16 protein-coding genes are annotated in these 19,368 nt (G+C 31.4%); 10 read left to right on the plus strand and 6 right to left on the minus strand.

Translation table 11 applies throughout. The features are described from left to right. The first annotated feature begins 8 nt into the window (after nucleotides 1-8). From ACSHW5_RS01555 to scpA, 4 genes are all read left to right on the plus strand, one after another. Nucleotides 9-1,340, plus strand: a complete 1,332-nt coding sequence (locus ACSHW5_RS01555; RefSeq protein WP_435674344.1) for a sodium ion-translocating decarboxylase subunit beta — start codon at nucleotides 9-11, stop codon at nucleotides 1,338-1,340. A 62-nt stretch (nucleotides 1,341-1,402) separates the two neighbouring features. Beyond that, the gene (locus tag ACSHW5_RS01560; RefSeq protein ID WP_435674345.1) at nucleotides 1,403-2,692 is read left to right on the plus strand and encodes an acetyl-CoA hydrolase/transferase family protein; all 1,290 of its coding nucleotides are present in this window, start codon (nucleotides 1,403-1,405) and stop codon (nucleotides 2,690-2,692) included. A gap of 20 nt (nucleotides 2,693-2,712) precedes the next feature. Next, a complete protein-coding gene (locus tag ACSHW5_RS01565) occupies nucleotides 2,713-4,512 on the plus strand; it encodes a methylmalonyl-CoA mutase family protein (protein ID WP_435674346.1) in 1,800 nt (599 codons plus the stop codon). Further along, entirely contained in the window at nucleotides 4,509-6,641 is a 2,133-nt protein-coding gene (gene scpA / locus ACSHW5_RS01570; RefSeq protein ID WP_435674347.1) for a methylmalonyl-CoA mutase, read from the plus strand. The genes ACSHW5_RS01565 and scpA overlap by 4 nt, the downstream gene beginning before the upstream one ends. A 608-nt stretch (nucleotides 6,642-7,249) precedes the next feature. Here scpA and meaB read toward each other — a convergent pair. The 3 genes from meaB to ACSHW5_RS01585 all read right to left on the minus strand — a co-directional run bounded on the left by meaB (nucleotide 7,250) and on the right by ACSHW5_RS01585 (nucleotide 9,907). Then, nucleotides 7,250-8,266: a methylmalonyl Co-A mutase-associated GTPase MeaB gene (gene meaB, locus ACSHW5_RS01575; protein WP_435674348.1), complete on the minus strand. Its 1,017-nt coding sequence runs from the start codon at nucleotides 8,264-8,266 to the stop codon at nucleotides 7,250-7,252. Nucleotides 8,267-8,454: 188 nt separating this feature from the next. Next, on the minus strand, nucleotides 8,455-9,195 hold the full coding sequence (locus ACSHW5_RS01580) for an acyl-CoA desaturase (RefSeq protein ID WP_435674349.1): 741 nt from the start codon (nucleotides 9,193-9,195) through the stop codon (nucleotides 8,455-8,457). A gap of 139 nt (nucleotides 9,196-9,334) precedes the next feature. Beyond that, nucleotides 9,335-9,907, minus strand: a complete 573-nt coding sequence (locus ACSHW5_RS01585; RefSeq protein WP_435674350.1) for a Crp/Fnr family transcriptional regulator — start codon at nucleotides 9,905-9,907, stop codon at nucleotides 9,335-9,337. 170 nt (nucleotides 9,908-10,077) lie between these two features. Here ACSHW5_RS01585 and ACSHW5_RS01590 point away from each other — a divergent pair, with 170 nt between their 5' ends. The 3 genes from ACSHW5_RS01590 to ald all read left to right on the plus strand — a co-directional run bounded on the left by ACSHW5_RS01590 (nucleotide 10,078) and on the right by ald (nucleotide 14,121). Continuing rightward, entirely contained in the window at nucleotides 10,078-11,418 is a 1,341-nt protein-coding gene (locus ACSHW5_RS01590) for a DEAD/DEAH box helicase (RefSeq protein ID WP_435674351.1), read from the plus strand. A 2-nt stretch (nucleotides 11,419-11,420) separates the two neighbouring features. Further along, a complete protein-coding gene (locus ACSHW5_RS01595; protein ID WP_435674352.1) occupies nucleotides 11,421-12,731 on the plus strand; it encodes a DEAD/DEAH box helicase in 1,311 nt (436 codons plus the stop codon). Nucleotides 12,732-13,020: 289 nt separating this feature from the next. Next, complete coding sequence (gene ald, locus ACSHW5_RS01600) at nucleotides 13,021-14,121, plus strand: alanine dehydrogenase (protein WP_435674353.1); 1,101 nt, start codon at nucleotides 13,021-13,023, stop codon at nucleotides 14,119-14,121. Nucleotides 14,122-14,205: 84 nt separating this feature from the next. Here the strand turns inward: ald and ACSHW5_RS01605 are convergent, their stop codons facing one another. The 3 genes from ACSHW5_RS01605 to ACSHW5_RS01615 all read right to left on the minus strand — a co-directional run bounded on the left by ACSHW5_RS01605 (nucleotide 14,206) and on the right by ACSHW5_RS01615 (nucleotide 16,561). Next, nucleotides 14,206-14,724 carry an OmpH family outer membrane protein gene (locus tag ACSHW5_RS01605; RefSeq protein ID WP_435674354.1) on the minus strand — a complete coding sequence of 173 codons (519 nt, stop codon included), beginning with the start codon at nucleotides 14,722-14,724 and terminating at the stop codon, nucleotides 14,206-14,208. 84 nt (nucleotides 14,725-14,808) lie between these two features. Further along, nucleotides 14,809-15,732, minus strand: a complete 924-nt coding sequence (gene miaA, locus ACSHW5_RS01610; RefSeq protein WP_435674355.1) for a tRNA (adenosine(37)-N6)-dimethylallyltransferase MiaA — start codon at nucleotides 15,730-15,732, stop codon at nucleotides 14,809-14,811. A gap of 4 nt (nucleotides 15,733-15,736) precedes the next feature. Then, nucleotides 15,737-16,561, minus strand: coding sequence for an ion transporter (locus tag ACSHW5_RS01615; RefSeq protein ID WP_435674356.1), 825 nt, complete (start codon nucleotides 16,559-16,561; stop codon nucleotides 15,737-15,739). Nucleotides 16,562-16,752: 191 nt separating this feature from the next. On the opposite strand from ACSHW5_RS01615, the gene ACSHW5_RS01620 reads away from it, so the two are divergent. From ACSHW5_RS01620 to ACSHW5_RS01630, 3 genes are all read left to right on the plus strand, one after another. Beyond that, the gene (locus ACSHW5_RS01620) at nucleotides 16,753-17,403 is read left to right on the plus strand and encodes a DUF4331 family protein (protein WP_435674357.1); all 651 of its coding nucleotides are present in this window, start codon (nucleotides 16,753-16,755) and stop codon (nucleotides 17,401-17,403) included. Nucleotides 17,404-17,428: 25 nt separating this feature from the next. Continuing rightward, nucleotides 17,429-17,989, plus strand: a complete 561-nt coding sequence (locus tag ACSHW5_RS01625) for a DUF4331 family protein (protein WP_435674358.1) — start codon at nucleotides 17,429-17,431, stop codon at nucleotides 17,987-17,989. Between the two features lie 74 nt (nucleotides 17,990-18,063). Next, complete coding sequence (locus ACSHW5_RS01630; RefSeq protein ID WP_435674359.1) at nucleotides 18,064-19,359, plus strand: tetratricopeptide repeat protein; 1,296 nt, start codon at nucleotides 18,064-18,066, stop codon at nucleotides 19,357-19,359. The last annotated feature ends 9 nt before the right edge of the window (nucleotides 19,360-19,368 follow it).

Genomic DNA, 19,368 nt, shown 5'->3' on the forward strand with positions numbered 1-19,368 from the left:
CACGAAACATGAAAAAATTAATTTTAATATTTTGTGTTTTATCATTATTGATCTTTATTAGACCAGTATTAGGATTTAACACAAATTCAAACTCAGCCACCTTAGAAGGTACCTCTGTTACCACAACTCAAATTGATAAAGCACCACAACATGAGGGCGTTTTTGAAGGAGCTTTTAGAGGTATAAAAAAGTTTTATGGTTACACTGGTTTTGCAAATGCAACATCAGGAAATATAATAATGATTATTATCGGAATTATTTTTATCTATTTAGGTATTAAATTTGATTACGAGCCTTTATTACTAATACCAATTGGTACAGGGGTAATTATAGGGAATATTCCTTTTATAGCCGGAAATCAAACGGGTATTTATGAAACAGGATCTGTACTAAACTATCTATATTTTGGAGTGGTAAAAGGTATTTATCCGCCATTAATATTCCTAGGAATTGGTGCAATGACAGATTTCTCATCTTTAATTGCAAATCCAAAATTAATGTTGTTGGGTGCTGCAGCTCAAATAGGTGTTTTTGCAACTTTTATGGGCGCTATATTTTTAGGTTTTAACCTTCCAGAAGCAGGTGCAATTGGTATTATTGGTGGTGCAGATGGGCCAACTGCTATTTTCCTATCATCTAAATTAGCAAACGGAGTTAATATTCTTGCAGATGGTACCACAGTAAAAAACCTTATTGGTCCTATTGCAATTGCGGCATATTCTTATATGGCTTTGGTTCCGGTAATTCAACCTCCTTTAATGAGAATGTTAATTTCTAAAGAGGATAGAAAAATTAAAATGAAACCACCAAGAGCTGTTACTCAAAAGGAAAAAATGATTTTTCCTGTGGTTGCTTTAATTTTAACAACTTTTATTTCTCCAAGTGCATTGCCTTTATTAGGAATGTTATTTTTTGGAAACTTACTAAAAGAATCTGGAAGAACAGAGAGATTAGCAGATACTGCAAGAACTAAATTAATAGATATTGTAACCATCTTATTAGGAGTTACAGTTGGGGCTTCAACACAAGCAGATATTTTTATTACCAAAGATTCTTTATTAATCTTTGGTTTAGGAGCAATATCTTTTGTGATAGCAACTTGTGGAGGTTTATTATTTGCTAAATTTATGAATAGATTCTTAAAAGGAGATAACAAAATAAATCCACTTATTGGTGCGGCAGGAGTTTCGGCTGTTCCAGATAGTGCTCGTGTTGTACATACCGAAGGTTTAAAGTCTGATCCAAGTAACTATTTATTAATGCACGCTATGGCGCCAAATGTTGCGGGTGTTATAGGTTCTGCAATTGCTGCAGGTATTATTTTAAGTTTCTTGGGATAAATGATAATTAGAAGTTCATTTAATTAGAAATGGACAAACAACAATTTTAAATTTTTTATAAAATGAAAATACCAAATATAATGACAGCAAGTGAAGCTGTTAAGCTAATCAAATCTAACGATAGAGTTTTAATACAAGGAGGTTCTGCAACACCACAGGCATTAATAAAAGCAATGGTTAGTCGTGGCCCAGAATTAAGTAATGTTGAAATTGTACATTTACATACCGAAGGAGAATGCGGTTATATAAACCCCGATTTAAGAGAAAGTTTTCATACAAAAGCATTTTTTATTGGTGCTAATGTTAGAAAAATGGTTGGTAATACTGTTGATTATATTCCTGTTTTTTTAAGTGATATCCCTAGTTTATTCCGTGAAGGATATATGGATTTAGATGTTGTTTTAGTAAACGTTTCTCCACCAGATAAACATGGATTTTGTTCATTAGGTGTTTCCGTAGATATTGTAATTGCAGGTATTGAAAAAGGAAAAACGGTTATAGCACAAATTAACCCAAGAATGCCTCGTACATTTGGAGACGCTTTAGTACATTTAAATAAATTTAGTGCGTGTGTTTTAGTTGAGGAAGAAATTCATGAAATGAAATTTGTTGCACCTTCATTAGAAGAACAAGCCATTGGTAAAAATATTGCTGGTATTATTGAAGATGGAGCGACACTTCAAATGGGAATTGGAGGTATTCCAAATGCCGTTTTAACATTTTTACACAATCATAAAAATTTAGGTGTACATACTGAAATGTTTTCTGAAGGGATTGTAGATTTAGTAGAAAAAGGCATTGTAAATGGTTCTAAGAAAAAAGTAAATCCTTATAAAATTATTTCAGGATTTGCGATGGGAACTCGTCGTTTATATGATTTTATGGATGATAATCCAGAAATTGAAATGAATGATATTGCTTATGTTAATGATACCGCTGTAATTCGACAAAACCCGAAAGTAACAGCCATTAACTCAGCTATTGAAATAGACTTTACAGGTCAGGTTTGTGCCGATTCTATTGGAACAAGAATGTTCTCTGGTGTTGGTGGTCAAATGGATTTTATGCGTGGAGCAGCCTTGTCAAAAGGAGGAAAGCCAATTATTGCCATTACTTCAACAACTTTAAAAGGTGTTTCAAAAATTGTTCCTGCATTAAAAGCGGGAGCAGGTGTTGTAACTACAAGAGCTCATGCAAGATATGTTGCAACAGAATATGGTATTGCTGAATTGTTTGGAAAAAGTTTAAAAGAACGTGCACAATCATTAAGAGATATTGCACATCCAGACAGCAGAGAAGAATTAGATAAAGCTATTTTCGAAAGATTTGGAAGTAGTTTAATGATTAAATAATTTCAATAATATTAATTATTATGGACAATAAAAATAAACAACTCTTTTCTGAATTCCCTTCGGTTTCTACCGAGCAGTGGATGGAAAGAGTGACGGCAGATTTAAAAGGGGCTGATTTTGACAGAAAACTAGTATGGAAAAATCTTACTGGTATCAATTTTCAACCTTGCTATACTATTGAAAATTCAATAACACAGCTAAAAAATACAGGAGAAAACTCACAGTCTTTAGTAAACTATAGAAGTATAGCAGCTTGTTGTGGAAAATCTGGAAATGAATTAGCTTTAAAAGCAATTGAAGAAGGTATCAATGGTATTATTTTTGAAATGATAACAACTGTACCTGTAGAAGAGCTTTTAATTGGAATAGATTTAAATGAAATTACAGTTTCGTTTAAACTATTTAACAACGTTATTCCTTTTACAAAAGATTTAGTTGCTTTTGCAAAAGGTAAAAACTTAAAAGGGTATATTGATACAAACCTAATTTCTGGCTATGTAACAACGGGTACTTTTAATGAAAGTCTTGTTGATGTAACTGCAGAATTGGTGAAGTTAACAACAGCTTTTCCAAACTTTAAAGCAATCACTATTTCTGGAACGGAATATTTAAATTCTGGTGCAAATCAAGTTCAGGAAATAGCGTATACTTTAAGTTCTTTGGTTTTTTTAACTGAAAAACTATCAGAAAAAGGGATTCCTGTTCAAGATATTTTCAACAATTTAAATTTCAATTTAGCTATTGGTTTAGAGTATTTTGTAGAGATTGGTAAATTTAGAGCATTCAATAATTTATTAACGGAAGTTGCAGCTAAATATCAGCTTGCAGATTTTTCGAATACAATTACTGCAAAAACATCTATATGGAGCAAATCAATTACAGATGCAGAAACTAATTTGTTGCGTTGTACAACAGAAGCAATGGCGGCAATTTTAGGTAATGCAGATGGACTTTTAATTGATGCTTACGATAAAGAATTTAAAAGCCCCTCTGATTTTTCAAGTAGAATAGCAGGTAATATTGCCACTATTTTAAGAGAAGAATCTTACTTTGGTAAAGTTTCAAATCCTGTAGATGGTTCATATTATATAGAAGAAGTAAGTTCTAAAATAGCAGAAAAAGCATTAGCGTTATTTAAAGCTATTGAGGCTGATGGTGGTTTCTATACTAATTTTGAAAACGAAACAATTCAACAACAAATTGCTGAAATTCGTCTTCAAAAATTAAAATTAATTAGTCAGCGTAGAACTCCATTGGTAGGTGTTAACAAATATCCTAACTTAATGGAAACTGTGGATGTAAATCTTCTTTCTAAAGAAATTACGGATAATTCTAAAGTATTAACTCCAAGAAGAGCTTCTTTAGAAATTGAAGCCATGCGCAGGGTTACAGAAGAATTGGTGGCAAGCACCAATGTGCGACCAATTGTACAATTAGCAAGTTACGGAAATTTAACAATGCGAAAAGCGAGAGCTGCTTTTGCCTATGATTTTATTGGTGTTAGTGGTTTTGATGTACATCAAGAAGAAAGTTTTGCAAATGCAGAAGTTGCCGCTAAAGAAAGTGCAAAATCAGATTCAAACGTGGTTATTATTTGTAGTTCAGATCAAGATTATGATGAAACAGCTATTGACTTTATAAAAATATTTAGAGCTATAAATACTGATAAAGTCTTGTTATTAGCAGGTGCACCTAAAAATATGGACGAGTTAACAAACGCTGGTTTAGACGGTGTAGTTAATATGAAAACAGATGTTCTTGTCGCACTTGCTAGTATTCAGAAAAAAGTTCAAAAAACCTTAAAATCTTTAGAAGTATGAGACCAGATTTTTCAGATATAAAAATAAATTCAGCTGTAAAAGAAACAGCTGCAACTTCAGAGAATCAAGATATTTGGAATACTCCTGAAGGAATACCAGTGAAAAAACAATTTAAAAAAGAAGACATTTCCGAAGCAGAACATTTAGGATTTGCTGCAGGTGTACCTCCTTTTTTAAGAGGACCTTATAGCGCCATGTATGCAATGCGTCCTTGGACCATTCGTCAATATGCAGGGTTTTCTACAGCAGAAGAATCCAATGCTTTTTACAGAAGAAATTTAGCAGCAGGTCAAAAAGGACTTTCGGTTGCTTTTGATTTGGCTACACACCGTGGTTACGATTCTGATCATCCACGTGTAACGGGAGATGTTGGTAAAGCAGGTGTTGCCATAGATTCTATTTTAGATATGGAAATTTTGTTCGATCAAATTCCGTTAGATAAAATGTCGGTTTCTATGACTATGAATGGTGCTGTTTTGCCAATTATGGCTTTTTATATTGCAGCTGCAAAAAAGCAGGGTGTTTCTTTAGACAAACTTTCTGGAACCATTCAGAATGATATTTTAAAAGAGTTTATGGTACGTAATACCTACATTTATCCACCGTTACCTTCTATGAAAATTATTGGGGATATTTTTGATTATACTTCCAAGAATATGCCTAAGTTTAATTCTATTTCTATCTCTGGTTATCACATGCAAGAAGCGGGTGCAACGGCAGATATTGAATTGGCGTATACTTTAGCTGATGGAATGGAATACATTAGAACCGGATTAAAATCTGGTTTAAAAATTGATGAATTTGCGCCTCGTTTATCATTCTTCTGGGCGGTAGGAATGAATCACTTTATGGAAATTGCAAAAATGCGTGCTGCACGTATGTTGTGGGCAAAAATCATTAAGTCTTTCAATCCAACAAATCCAAAATCGATGGCATTGCGTACACATAGTCAAACATCTGGATGGAGTTTAAGTGAGCAAGATCCTTTTAATAACGTGGCTCGTACTTGCGTAGAAGCAATGGCGGCAACGCTAGGCGGAACACAATCTTTACACACCAATGCATTGGATGAAGCCATTGCTTTACCAACCGATTTCTCTGCAAGAATAGCGCGTAATACCCAGATTTTTATTCAAGATGAAACTCAGATGACTAAATCTGTAGATCCTTGGGCTGGTTCTTATTATGTTGAATATTTAACTCAAGAAATTGCTAAAAAAGCTTGGACTTTAATTGAAGAGGTTGAAGAACTTGGAGGAATGGCAAAAGCTATTGAAACAGGTGTTCCTAAATTACGTATTGAAGAAGCTTCGGCTCGTAAACAAGCGCGTTTAGATTCCGGTCAAGATATTTTAGTTGGTGTTAATAAATTTAAAACAACTGAAAAATCGAATATTGAAATTTTAGAAGTTGATAATACGGTGGTTAGAGATTCTCAAATTGCCCGTTTAAATAAAATGAAAGCGGAACGTAATTCAGAATTAGTTGCTGCCAACTTAAAAGCATTGGAAAACTGTGCTGGTGGCGGAAAAGGTAATTTATTAGAATTGGCTGTTGAAGCTGCTGAAAATTTTGCTACATTGGGTGAAATATCAGATGCTTTAGAAGTTCATTTTGGAAGACATAAAGCGGATACTAAATTAATAAGTGGTGTGTACGGAAAAGAAGTAAATAACGACAATACTTTTGCAAAAGCGCAAAAACTAACTGATAGATTTGCAGAAATTGAAGGTCGTAGACCAAGAGTAATGATTGCAAAAATGGGTCAAGATGGGCATGATAGAGGGGCAAAAGTAGTGGCTTCTAGTTTTGCAGATTTAGGTTTTGATGTAGATATGGGATCTTTATTCCAAACTCCAGAAGAAGTTGCAAAACAAGCTATTGAAAACGATGTTCATTTTGTTGGTGCATCTAGTTTAGCAGCTGGTCATAAAACTTTAATTCCTCAATTAATTGGCGAATTAGAAAAATTGGGAAGACCAGATATCATGGTTTTTGCCGGTGGTGTAATTCCTGCACAAGATTATGATTATTTATTAGAAAGAAAAGTAGCAGCCATTTTTGGTCCTGGTACTGTAATTTCTGAATCTGCAATTACAATTATGGAAAAATATTTAGAGCAAGAATAAGTTTTAGATTAATTTTATAAAAAGCCTGAACATTCATTTGTTTGGGCTTTTTTTGTTCAACCACTTTTACTCAAACTAGTTAAAGGAATCTGTAAAAATATGCAAGAAATAAAAAAGGAAAATGTATAAATTTTCCCGCTGATTTCAATGATGACCGCAGAAAAAATATAACTATATCTTTTTAACTGTTCAGTTAAAAAAAACTACGAATATCTGCGTTATCTGTGGGAAATAAAAAGCAATAATACTATGGATTATTATTAGATAAAAATATGTGGAAGTTTATACACTTTTTCAGAATACGCAAAAACCTTAAAAAATTGTCACATCGAATGCAATGAGATGTCCCATATCAAGGAGAACCCAATACTGTGTAACTTTATGTGATTTCTCCTATTGTCGAAAAGGCAAAACTGTGTGTGAAAACCATAAATGTAATACAAACTATTTAAAAAAAAATAGAATAGTTTCTCCGCATTTTACAAACGTCCGCAGAAAAGTAATTGATCACTACGGTTTCCAAACTGTTTTAGCGGTAGCACAGTTGGTATTGCTCACTAGAATTTTTATAGTAAGTGCAAAATAATATCATTTTAAATCTACATGAATTATGAACTCTTTTTAAAAGAGTTTTTAAATTTCTCTATAATTTGTTGTGCTGCTTTTACAGGAGAAATTTTAGCAGTAACAATCTCTTTTTCTAATGTAGAAAGTTCACTTTTAATGTTTTTAGATCCGTAAAAAAGATGTTTCAATTCCTCATTAATATTGTTGTACATCCATTTTATTTGTTGATGATTTCTGTTTTTTAGAAAATATCCATTTTCATCTACCAACTTTTTAAAATTTAAAACTTCCGTCCATACATTGTCTATACCAATTCCTTTTATCGCGGAAGCGGTACTAACCACAGGACTCCAACCAGAATCAGCTAAAGGAAAAATATGTAAAGCATTTTGGTATTGACGTTTGGCCATTTTACTCATGGTAATATTATCTCCATCTGCTTTATTGATGACTACCATATCTGCCATTTCCATAATTCCTTTTTTAATTCCTTGCAATTCATCACCAGCACCTGCAAGCATTAAAAGCAAAAAGAAATCGGTCATGCCGTGTACAGCAGTTTCAGACTGACCAACACCAACGGTTTCAATTAAAATAATATCGTAACCAGCGGCTTCACAAAGCAACATGGTTTCGCCAGTTTTGTTAGAAACGCCGCCTAAAGTATCGCCAGAGGCGGAAGGTCTAATGTATGCTTCTTCTAAATTAGCTAACTCTTCCATTCTTGTTTTATCACCCAAAATACTACCACGAGAACGTTGGCTACTTGGGTCTATTGATAAAATAGCAACTTTATGACCTAGTTTTACCAAATGCAATCCAAAGACTTCAATAAAAGTACTTTTACCAACACCCGGAACTCCCGTAATACCAATACGAATGGATTTACCCGAATTTGGTAATATTTCTTGAACTATTTCTTTAGCCAAATGTTTATCGCTTTCTAAATTACTCTCAATAATAGTAATTGCCCTAGAAAGAATTACTCTGTCACCTTTTAAAACGCCATCTATATAATCTTGTGCAGGTAATCTTTTTTTTGGCTTGTAGTTTTTCATTTTAGAGAGTAAAAGCTAGGGTTATTGTATAATTTTTGTGTCTAACAAAGATACTAATAATGAAAAAAAACACCACGAATTAAAGGGTGTTTTTACAGGATATTCTGTTTAAAATAAAGACGAATTATATTCTAATTATTTAAATAGTTATTGCTTGTATAGAAAATATATTTAGCGTTTTATAAGATCTAATTTTTTACTTTAATTGCTTTCAATTTAATTATTCCTAAAAAGTCTAAAAGCTTTATTATTAAATAGGTGATGTCTATTTCATGCCATTTTACACCAAAGTTTGCACTGCTTGCATGTTTATGATGATTGTTATGATAGCCTTCGCCCATCATTAAAAAATCGAAATGAAAAAGATTCTTACTAGTGTTTTTCATTTTAAAATTTACATACCCATAAATATGTCCAAACCAGTTGATGATTACTCCATGAATTGGCGCCATTAAAAAAGCGATTGGTAGTAACAACCATTGCCACCAAGCCGTTACAAAAAAGACAAAGAATAAAATGTAAAAAGCAATCCAAAGCAAACGAGAAAAACGAGAACCAGCAAAGGAGTCAAAAGATTTCCATTGTGGTACATTTTTGGTAAAACGTTCATCAATTGCAATGCGTTGCTCATTTATATCTTGATAAATATTTTTTGTTTTCCACATCATTGCAAACATATTTGCATCGTAAGAAGGAGAGTGTGGGTCTTTTTCTGTATCTGTATACGCATGATGCATTCTGTGCATAATTCCGTAGCCGTAAGCACTTAAATAACTAGATCCTTGAAAAAACCACGTTAAAATAAAAGTGATTTTTTCCATGGTTTTAGACATGGTAAATACTTGATGTGCTGCATATCGATGTAAAAAGAAAGATTGAAAAAACAAACCTCCATACCAAAGTACTATAATAAAAATAACTACTGCCATACTTATATTTTTTACAAAGATAGTTAGCTGTTTTAAGGGAAACAATGAACCTAAATCAATAAAAAAATGAAATAAAATCTTTTATTTTTGTTTCCGCCGTGGCGGGAAATGTTTTACAAAAAAAATAGTAGGAAGTTTTTTAAACGATGCGTTTTCTAATTCTACTTAAAGCTTGTGCAGTTACGCCAATGTACGAACTAATATATTTTAATGGAATTTCTTTTAAAACCTCTGGTCGTTCTTTAAATAATTTAAGGTAGCGTTCTTCTGCAGTAAGGTTTAGTAAGTTTTGTTCTCTACTAGATTTTATTAAAAACAAACGTTCTGCAGTTAATCTACCAATTAAATTACCAATTTGGGTGGTTCTATAAATTTCTTGTAAATCTGTATAAGAAATGCTTAAAATAGTTGTTTCTGTAAGTGCTTGTAGTTCGTAAGCAGAAGGTTTTCTGGTTAAAAAAGAATCGTATGCACTTATAAATTGGTCTTTAAAGCTAAAACCAAAGGTGATTTCTTTTTCCGGATTTTCTTTAGGAATATACAAACGCACCACGCCAGATTCTATAAAAGAAATATGATTTTCTATTTCATTTAGTTTTAAGAAAATAGCTTTTTTTTTAATTATGCGAGGCTGCAATTTAGACGTAAAAAAATCCCAATCTTTATCAGATATGGAAGCTATTTGTTCTAGGTATGCTTTTATTTGTTTCAAAAGATTTTCCTATTATTTTAAAGTACAAAGATACAGATTCAAGAAAGCTATTTTACCATTATTTGTGATATAATCCTGACGATATTCTTAAAAAAACATTTTAAATTCATGAACCATTATTTCTTTAATAAACTAGAACCTTATTGCTACCTTTGCAAAAAATATATTTAATGTCAAAAACCTTTTCATCTTTAGGAATTCATAAAGAATTAGAAGCACGTTTAGCAAAATTAGAAATTACCGTTCCTACCGCAGTTCAAGAAAAAACCATTCCTTTTATCCTACATAAAAAGAAAGATATGGTGGTTTTGGCAAAAACAGGGACAGGAAAAACAGCTGCTTTCGGGTTGCCTTTATTACAAAAAATTAAAGCTGATGAAACTCACATACAAGTTTTAATTTTAGCACCTACAAGAGAATTAGGACACCAAATTTATGACAATTTAGTTTCTTTTTCTCCTGAGGAACAAATAGAAAAGATTGTTTCTATTTGTGGAGGAATCCCAATAAAACCACAGATTGAAGCCATTAAAAAGCATCCAAATATTGTGGTGGCTACACCAGGTCGTTTGGTAGATTTAATGAAACGAGAAGCTATTGATATTACTAAAATAAACTATTTTGTTTTAGATGAAGCTGATGAAATGGTGAGTGCTTTAAAGGAAGAAGTTGATGCGATTATAAAAGAAATTCCGAATGTGAGAAGAACCTTGTTGTTTACAGCAACGATGCCTGGAACCATCAAGCAATTGATACAAAACTATATGTCTAAACATGTAGAACATATAGAAACAGATATGGATTCTGTTGGGCATAAAGGGATTGATCATCAATATGTAGTAGTAGAACCGATAGAAAAACTAAATGTTTTAATGCATTTTTTATCGACAAAAGAAGGAGAACGCGGAATTATTTTCTGTAAAACAAAAGCAGCCGTTAATAAATTGGCTAAAAATTTAGCCATTAATAAATTCTCTTCTGGCGCTTTGCATGGTAGTTTATCCCAAGGAATTCGTGACCGAGTAATGGGACAATTTAGAGAAGGTAATATCGATATTTTAGTAGCAACAGATTTGGCAGCTAGAGGTATTGATGTGAAAGAAATTTCTTATGTAGTAAATTATCATTTACCAGATAGATATGATACGTATGTTCATAGAAGCGGACGAACAGCTAGGGCAGGAGCAACGGGACTTTCTTTAAGTGTAATACAACCAGAAGAAGTAGAAGAAATACCTGAATTTGAAGAAGATTTAGGATTGGTTTTTACTGAATATAAAAAAGCAGATGCACAAAGTATTGAAGATAATAATACCATTTTGTGGGCCAAAAAAGTATTTAAAACAAAACCAAATCGTGCAATTTCAGAAGATTTAAAAGGGGAGATAAAAACCATTTTTCATCATTTAACAAAAGAAGAGTTGGTAGATAAAGTTATCGCAAATTATTTAGCTCAAACAGCTAGTGCAAAAACTAAATCAGTAGTAATTAAAAAGAAGAAAAAGAAATAACGATGGCAAATATTATAAAAACTCAAGAAGATATATTAGCAAAATTGCAGATTGTAGCGTTAAATCAGATGCAAAAAGAAGCAATTGCTACAATTCATAAAAATGATAATGTCATATTACTTTCGCCAACAGGAACAGGAAAAACCTTGGCTTTTTCTTTGCCATTATTAGAATTTTTAGATCCGAGCTTAGAAGAAGTTCAAGCTTTAATTTTAGTACCTTCAAGAGAATTGGCAATTCAAATAGAACAAGTAATTCGTTCTATGGGTTCTGGTTTTAAAGTAAATGCCGTCTATGGAGGTAGACCAATGTCTAAGGATAAGATAGAATTAAAGCATATTCCAGCAATTTTAATAGGAACACCTGGTAGAATTTCAGATCATTTTGCAAATGAACGTTTTTCTAAAGACCATATTAAAACCTTAATTTTAGATGAATTTGATAAGTCTTTAGAGGTAGGTTTTGAGTATGAAATGCGTAATATTATAAATCAATTATCTGCTTTAAATAAGCGTATATTAACGTCTGCAACACAAGGAGTTGAGATTCCTGATTTTGTAGGTTTAAATAAGCCAAATACGGTTAATTATTTAAAAGCAACAACTTCTAAATTACAAATAAAAACAGTAGTTTCTCCAGCAAAAAATAAATTAAATACCTTATTACATTTGTTAAATTATTTAGGAAATAAACAAGGAATTGTTTTTTGTAATTTAAAAGATTCTATCAATAATGTAAGTTCATTTTTAGAAAGTAAGAACATTAAACACGGTTGTTTTAGTGGTGGAATGGAACAAAAAGACAGAGAACGTTCTTTAATTAAATTTAGAAACGGGACCAATCAATTATTAATAGCTACAGATTTAGCAGCTAGAGGTATTGATGTGCCAGAAATGAGTTTTATAATTCATTATGAATTACCACAAGCCGTAGAAGAATTTACACATAGAAACGGTCGTACGGCAAGAGTTTCTGCGGAAGGAACTGCGTTTGTTTTAAAATGGAAAGACGAACGTTTACCAGATTTTATTAAAAATGCTGATGTTCAAGATATTTCTAAGCAAGCAGAAAGAAAGCCTGTTTTTTGGGAAACTTTATTTATATCAGGAGGTAGAAAAGATAAAATTTCTAAAGGAGATATAGCTGGTTTGTTTATAAAACAAGGAAAATTAAGCAAAGAACAATTGGGTGCAATAGAGTTGAAACAAGATTGTGCTTTTGTGGCTGTTCCATCAACCTTAACAGCAACATTGATAGAGAAATTAAACAATTCTCGTTTAAAAAAGAAAAAAGTAAGGATTGTAGTTATTTAAAAAATAACTATCTATCTTTTTTAAGTTTATCAATAAAATATCTGGTTATTGGTGAAAAAGTGCTTAAATCGGCATTTAAATGCGCAAATTATAATTCAATTATTATAATTTATGTATAGATTTTAATTAGTTTTTACCAATAATAAAAACAGAATCGTTTATTTTTTTTATTCATCAATTATTGCCTTGCATTTTATGTTAATCATAAAAATTAAACATTCATTATTTTTTGTTTAAGGAGCCATTAAATCAATGTAAATTTATGGCCATAAACTTTAAAATTGAAAAAATGAAAATTGGAGTTCCTAAAGAAATCAAAAACAATGAGAATAGAGTAGGTATGACACCTGCTGGTGTATTTGAATTAACAAAAAGAAATCATACTGTTTATGTGCAAGCTACTGCAGGAGAAGGAAGTGGTTTTTTTGATGCCGATTACCAAGAAGTAGGTGCAACAATTTTAGAAACGATAGCTGAGGTTTATGCAGCTAGTGAACTTATTGTAAAGGTAAAAGAACCTATAGAAGAAGAATATAAATTAATTACACCAAATCAAGTTGTTTTTACCTATTTTCATTTTGCTTCTAGTGAGCCTTTAACAAAAGCAATGATTGAGAGTAAATCTGTTTGTATTGCTTATGAAACCGTAGAAGACAAAGACGGAACTTTGCCTTTATTAACACCAATGTCTGAAGTTGCAGGAAGAATGGCAATTCAGCAAGGAGCAAAATATTTAGAAAAACCAATTAAGGGTAGAGGAATTCTTCTTGGTGGTGTTCCTGGAGTTGCGCCTGGTAAAGTTTTAATTTTAGGTGCTGGAGTTGTAGGTGTTCAAGCTGCAAAAATGGCTGCTGGTTTGGGCGCTCATGTTACCATAATGGATGTAAACATGAAGCAATTACGATATGTAAATGACGTGTTGCCAAATCATGTTGTTACTGAATTTTCTAACGAATATAGTATTAGAAAACATATTAAAACTCACGATTTAATTATTGGAGGTGTTTTGTTAAAAGGGGCAAAAGCACCTAAATTAATCACTAGAGATATGTTAAAAGAAATGAGACCAGGAACAGTTGTTGTTGATGTTGCCGTAGATCAAGGTGGATGTTTTGAAACAACAAAAGCTACTACACATGAAAGTCCTACCTATATTATTGATGATATTGTTCATTATTGTGTGGCAAATATGCCAGGCGCAGTACCTTACACTTCTACAATGGCTTTAACAAATGTTACCTTACCTTATGTAATAAAATTAGCAGATTTAGGCTGGGAAAAAGCATGTGACAGAGATGAAACTCTTGAAAAAGGCTTGAATATTGTAAATGGAAAAATTGTCTATAAAGAAATAAGCGAAGCTTTTAATTTAGAATCCTTTCAAGTTTAGTGGTATTTTAGAATAACATATTTTTATAAACAAACAAAGCCTCGCAATTTTGCGAGGCTTTGTTTGTGAGCATAAATTTACGTATTATTTTTTTTCAGTAGGAATAACAATTCCTAATTTTTTGATAACCAACTCTGTAATATCAAATTTCTCATCAATATAAGCAAACTGATTTCCTGTGATGGTTAATATTTGTGTATAGTTATTAGATTCTGATACTTCTTTAATAACATCACTTAATTTTTTATACAACGGGCGCATTAATTCATCTTGTTTTAGTTGCATTAATTGATTACCATTTTGTTGGTATTTTTTAATGTCCGCTTCCATTTCAGAAAGTTCTTTAATTCTACCTTTTTTAGCCAAATCTCCTAAGGTTTTTTCTTCTTTTTTATAAACTTCTACTTCTTCTTGAAATTTTTTAATTTTTAGAGTAAAGGATGAATCTAATTTTGCTCCGTAATTTTCTGATCTTTTTAGAACAATTTTAGCTTCTGGCATTATAGAAATAATATAATCGCTGTCTATTGTACCCACTTTTGTTTGTGCAAATGTTATTGTACTTAATAATGCAATACCAATAAATATAATTTTTGATTTCATGTTTTTGTTTTAGTGCGACAAAGATATAAAAGAGAGTGATTTAGGCAAATAAGTGGATTAAAAAAAAAGTTAAAGTTTATAAACTTATCTTTCATTGTTTTGCACTATTGTTTCAATAGTTTTTATAATTTCATTCACATTCGTTTTGTAATCAAACCATGTTATTGTTTCATCTTTTCTAAACCAAGTTCCTTGTCTTTTTGCAAATCGTCTTGTATTTTTTTTAATTTCAGAAATAGCAAATTCTTTGGTGAATTCTCCTTCAAAATAAGAAAATAATTCTCTATAACCCACAGTTTTTAAAGCGTTTAGTTCTTTATGTTGATGTAACTTTTTAGCTTCTTCTAACAAACCGTTTTCCATCATAATATTTACACGTTCATTTATTCTGTTGTAAATAATTTCTCTATCTGCGGTTAAACCAATTTTTATGGAGGTAAAATTACGTGGTTTTTTGGGTTTATTTTTAAAAGTTGAATAGGGCGTTCCGCTTCCAATACAGATTTCTAAAGCTCTAATTACTCTATGCGGATTATCAATAGCTATGGTGTTAAAGGTTTCTAAATCTAATTCTTTTAATTGATTTTGAAGAGATTCTATGCCTTCTACTTTAAGTTGGTTTGTTAGGTTTGTTCTAATTTTTTCATCCACTTGTGGAAAATAGTCTAAGCCTTTTAATACAGCATCTACATACAAACCGCTTCCGCCAACCATTATTTGAATGGGGTTTTCTTGAAACAAGTTGTCTAGTTTTTTTAGTGTATCTCTTTCAAAATCACCCACATTATAGTCATCAAAAATACTTCTATTTTGTATAAAATGATGTTTTGCAGCAGCTAATTCATCTTCATCTGGCACGGCTGTACCAATGGTCATTTCTTTGTAGAACTGACGAGAATCGCAGGAAATAATAGCTGTTTTAAAATGGTTTGCCAATGCAATACTTAAAGCAGTTTTACCTATTGCTGTTGGTCCAACAATGGTAATTAGGTAATTGTTATTCTTCATTAAATTAGTTTAAAGTATTGCCACAATTGTAGCAAAAAATGGCACCTTTTTTATGATTATCTTTTAAACACGTAGGGCAAGCTTGCGTATTGGTGTCTACTTCTTTTATAGTTTTTGTCATTTCTGAGCTAACAATTCCTGTAGGAATTGCAATAATGGCATAACCTAAAATCATAATAAGACTTGCTATTAATTGGCCCAATGGTGTATGAGGGGCAATGTCTCCATAACCCACTGTTGTCATTGTTACAATGGCCCAATAAACACTTACAGGAATATTTGTAAATCCATTTTCTTCACCTTCAATCATATACATAACAGTACCCAAAATAATGCAAACGATAATCACAAAAAATAGAAAAACAGCTATTTTTGCTCTACTAGACCTTAAAGCTAATAATAATCTATCAGAAGCACCAATATATCTTGCCAGTTTTAAAATTCTAAAAACTCTTAGTAAACGCAAAGCTCTTAATGCTGCCAAATGATGAGAACCAATAAAAATAAGAGATAGATATTTTGGCAAAGTAGAAAGTAAATCTATGATACCATAAAAGCTAAAAATATATTTATAGGGTTTATGAATAGAAATAATTCTTAAAATATATTCAATTGAAAAAAGTATGGTGATTATCCATTCAGAAATGTTTAAAAATTGATGGTATTTATCATCAAAACTTACAATGCTTTCTAACATTACCAAAAGAATACTAGCCAAAATAGCAACTAACAGAATAACATCAAATAATTTGCCTTCTCTAGTATCTGCTTCATAAATAATTTCATGAAGCCTATGTTTCCAGGTCGATTTTTTTTCAGTATTACTCAAAATGGGTGTTTTTTGCTATACAATAGTACAAATATTTACTGAGTATTAATTTTTTTTATGTTGTTTTTCTCTTTGTTTATAAGGGTTTTGATAAAAATAATAAATAAATTTTACTTTTTTAAAAACCGTAACAATCTTTTTCTCGTAAATATAAGTGAGAATCAATTAAATATTAACTAAAAACTCACACAATGAAAAAAAGTAAAATTTTATTAGGAACCATTTTTGTAGCGATTATAGGTTTTATGGCAATTGCAGCAGATCATATAGATGCTCCTGCAACAAAAGGTACAACAGCAGATGTTACCGATTTCTATGCTTTTCAAGCAGAAGATACAAACAATTTAGTATTTGTAGCTAATGTACAAGGATTATTAAGTCCTACAGCAACAGCTACTGCAAGTTTTGATGGCAATGTTATGATAGAGTTTAACATAGATACCGACAATGACAATTTTGAAAATTTAGTAATCCAGGCAATTCCTAAAAATGGTAAAATGCATTTTTTTGGTCCTTATGAACCAGCTACAACAGGATTAAATAGTACTGTATTTGAAGGCGCAACAAAATCTGAAGTTGCAATTACAGCCTATGGCACAGAAGCAGTTATTGCAACCAATGAAGGAATGAAATTTTTTGCAGGACCAAGAGATGATCCTTTCTTTATGGATTTTGCGCAATATGGTGCAATATTAGCAGGAAATGCATCTGGTTTTAATAATCCGGGTTCAGACACGTTTGCAGGTTCAAATGTACTTTCTATTGTAGTTGAAGTGCCAAAATCTATGATTGGTGGCTCTGGTACAATTAATACTTGGGTAGAAGCAAAAAGAAAACAATAATTACTATCAACTAAAATAATATATCATGAAATTAAATAAAATAATATACGCAACTCTTATAGTTTTTACATCGTTCGCTTTTACAAGTTGTAGTGATGATGACACTTCAACAAACATTGTAATAGAAAAAGAATTTTCGGGCACGTATGCACAACAAGATCAAATGGGAAGACCAGCAGTAAATACTGTATTTGTTTCTGCCGCTAGTAAAGATGCATTTAATGTTTCAACTCCTTCTCAACAAGGCGCAATGTTTCAGGCAATGTTTCAAGCAAATTTAGAAGGTTTAAGTCCGGCTTATGGCAATCCTGGTGATAAAAATGCATTAGGATTAGATGCTGCAACTTTTACAGGTTTATTAGCTACAGATGTTTTAAATGTTTCATTAGATGGCACCACAACCTTTTATGACGGTACCAACGTTTTAACAGGAAGAGCTTTGTCTGATGATGTAATTACAGTAGAATTACTATTAATTTTTGGAGGAGAAGATTTTACTGAAAACTCAAATTTATCAGATGATCATGTAGATTCAAATGACAAAGCATTTTTAACATCATTTCCATATTTGGCCTCTCCATGGTAGAGTGCCGTTAAAACTGGTCTGTATTTTAGGGGGATACAGCCAGTTTTTTTTTAACTAACTAAAAAATATACATCATGAAATATATCCAACTATTTTTATTGTTTGTAACTTTTTCAATGGCAACAAGTTGCAACACTAAATCAAATAAAAACATTACCAATACTAAAGATTACAATTCATTTTTAACTGTTGATGAAAATATGGCTTTAAAAACAGCCACAGAAGAATATAATTTTTGGAGTAAGAAATTAACCAATACTCCAAATCAATATCCTTACAATGCAAAATTAGCTTCTGCAAATGCATCAATCTTTAAAATTACAGGGAATATTGATGAATTAAAAAAAGCAGAACAAAACCTAATAATTACCAATCAAAAAACAAATTATAACAATGCTGCTTATTTAAGAGCTTTGGCAAGAAATTATATTTCTCAACACCGTTTTAAAGAAGCATTAAGTTTGCTAAAAAAAGCAGAGAAAAATGGGCAAGGATTAACGCAAACACATTTAATGTTGGTAGATGTCTATTTAGAATTAGGACACTTAGACCAAGTAACGGCTTATTTATCTAAAGTTAAAAATTTTAAAGATTTCAATTATTTAATAAGACTTTCTAAATACAACGATCATATTGGTGATTTAGACAAGGCAATTACATATTTAGAAGCTTCTTTAAAAATTGCAACTGCTTCTAATAATACGTATTTAATGCAATGGAATTATACAAATTTAGCAGATTATTATGGTCATGCAGGTAACATAAAAGATTCTTATAATGCTTATTTAAAAGCATTAGAATTAGATAAAAATAACAGCTATGCAAAAAAAGGAATTGCTTGGATTGTGTATTCTTATGAAAGAAATCCTACAGAAGCAATGCGTATTTTAGAAACAATTACGCAAGAAAATACATCGCCAGATTATCATTTACTTCAAGCCGAAATTGCAGATTACATGGGGAAAATTGTAGAAAAAGAAAATTATATTAATAAATATTTATCAAAAGTGGATGATAAAAAATATGGCGTAATGTATCATAAATACAATGTTTTATTATTTGCTGATGATGATTCAAAAAAACAAAAAGCATTAGAAATTGCACAACAAGAAGTTTCTGAAAGACCCACAGCACAATCTTATGACTTATTGGCTTGGTCTTTATTTAAAAACGGACAAAAAGAAAAGGCATTAGAAGTAGCAAAAAAGTATGTAATAAACAAAACTTTTGAGCCAGAAGCACTGCTTCATACGGCACAAATATTAAAGGCGAATGGTAAATTTAAAGAAGCAAATATGCTGAAAAAAGAATTACTAACTGCTGTATATGAATTAGGACCTTTAACTGAAAAAATGATAATAAATATTTAAATTCGCCAA

It is taken from the genome of Polaribacter sp. (assembly GCF_051251875.1).
Classification (GTDB): domain Bacteria; phylum Bacteroidota; class Bacteroidia; order Flavobacteriales; family Flavobacteriaceae; genus Polaribacter.

Bases quoted from the DNA above. Each gene is read 5' to 3' on its own strand.
- ACSHW5_RS01555 (WP_435674344.1), top strand. From the start codon at position 9: ATGAAAAAATTAATTTTAATATTTTGTGTTTTATCATTATTGATCTTT.
- ACSHW5_RS01560 (WP_435674345.1), top strand. From the start codon at position 1,403: ATGAAAATACCAAATATAATGACAGCAAGTGAAGCTGTTAAGCTAATC.
- ACSHW5_RS01565 (WP_435674346.1), top strand. From the start codon at position 2,713: ATGGACAATAAAAATAAACAACTCTTTTCTGAATTCCCTTCGGTTTCT.
- scpA (WP_435674347.1), top strand. From the start codon at position 4,509: ATGAGACCAGATTTTTCAGATATAAAAATAAATTCAGCTGTAAAAGAA.
- meaB (WP_435674348.1), bottom strand. From the start codon at position 8,266: ATGAAAAACTACAAGCCAAAAAAAAGATTACCTGCACAAGATTATATA.
- ACSHW5_RS01580 (WP_435674349.1), bottom strand. From the start codon at position 9,195: ATGGCAGTAGTTATTTTTATTATAGTACTTTGGTATGGAGGTTTGTTT.
- ACSHW5_RS01590 (WP_435674351.1), top strand. From the start codon at position 10,078: ATGTCAAAAACCTTTTCATCTTTAGGAATTCATAAAGAATTAGAAGCA.
- ACSHW5_RS01595 (WP_435674352.1), top strand. From the start codon at position 11,421: ATGGCAAATATTATAAAAACTCAAGAAGATATATTAGCAAAATTGCAG.
- ald (WP_435674353.1), top strand. From the start codon at position 13,021: ATGAAAATTGGAGTTCCTAAAGAAATCAAAAACAATGAGAATAGAGTA.
- ACSHW5_RS01605 (WP_435674354.1), bottom strand. From the start codon at position 14,724: ATGAAATCAAAAATTATATTTATTGGTATTGCATTATTAAGTACAATA.
- miaA (WP_435674355.1), bottom strand. From the start codon at position 15,732: ATGAAGAATAACAATTACCTAATTACCATTGTTGGACCAACAGCAATA.
- ACSHW5_RS01620 (WP_435674357.1), top strand. From the start codon at position 16,753: ATGAAAAAAAGTAAAATTTTATTAGGAACCATTTTTGTAGCGATTATA.
- ACSHW5_RS01625 (WP_435674358.1), top strand. From the start codon at position 17,429: ATGAAATTAAATAAAATAATATACGCAACTCTTATAGTTTTTACATCG.
- ACSHW5_RS01630 (WP_435674359.1), top strand. From the start codon at position 18,064: ATGAAATATATCCAACTATTTTTATTGTTTGTAACTTTTTCAATGGCA.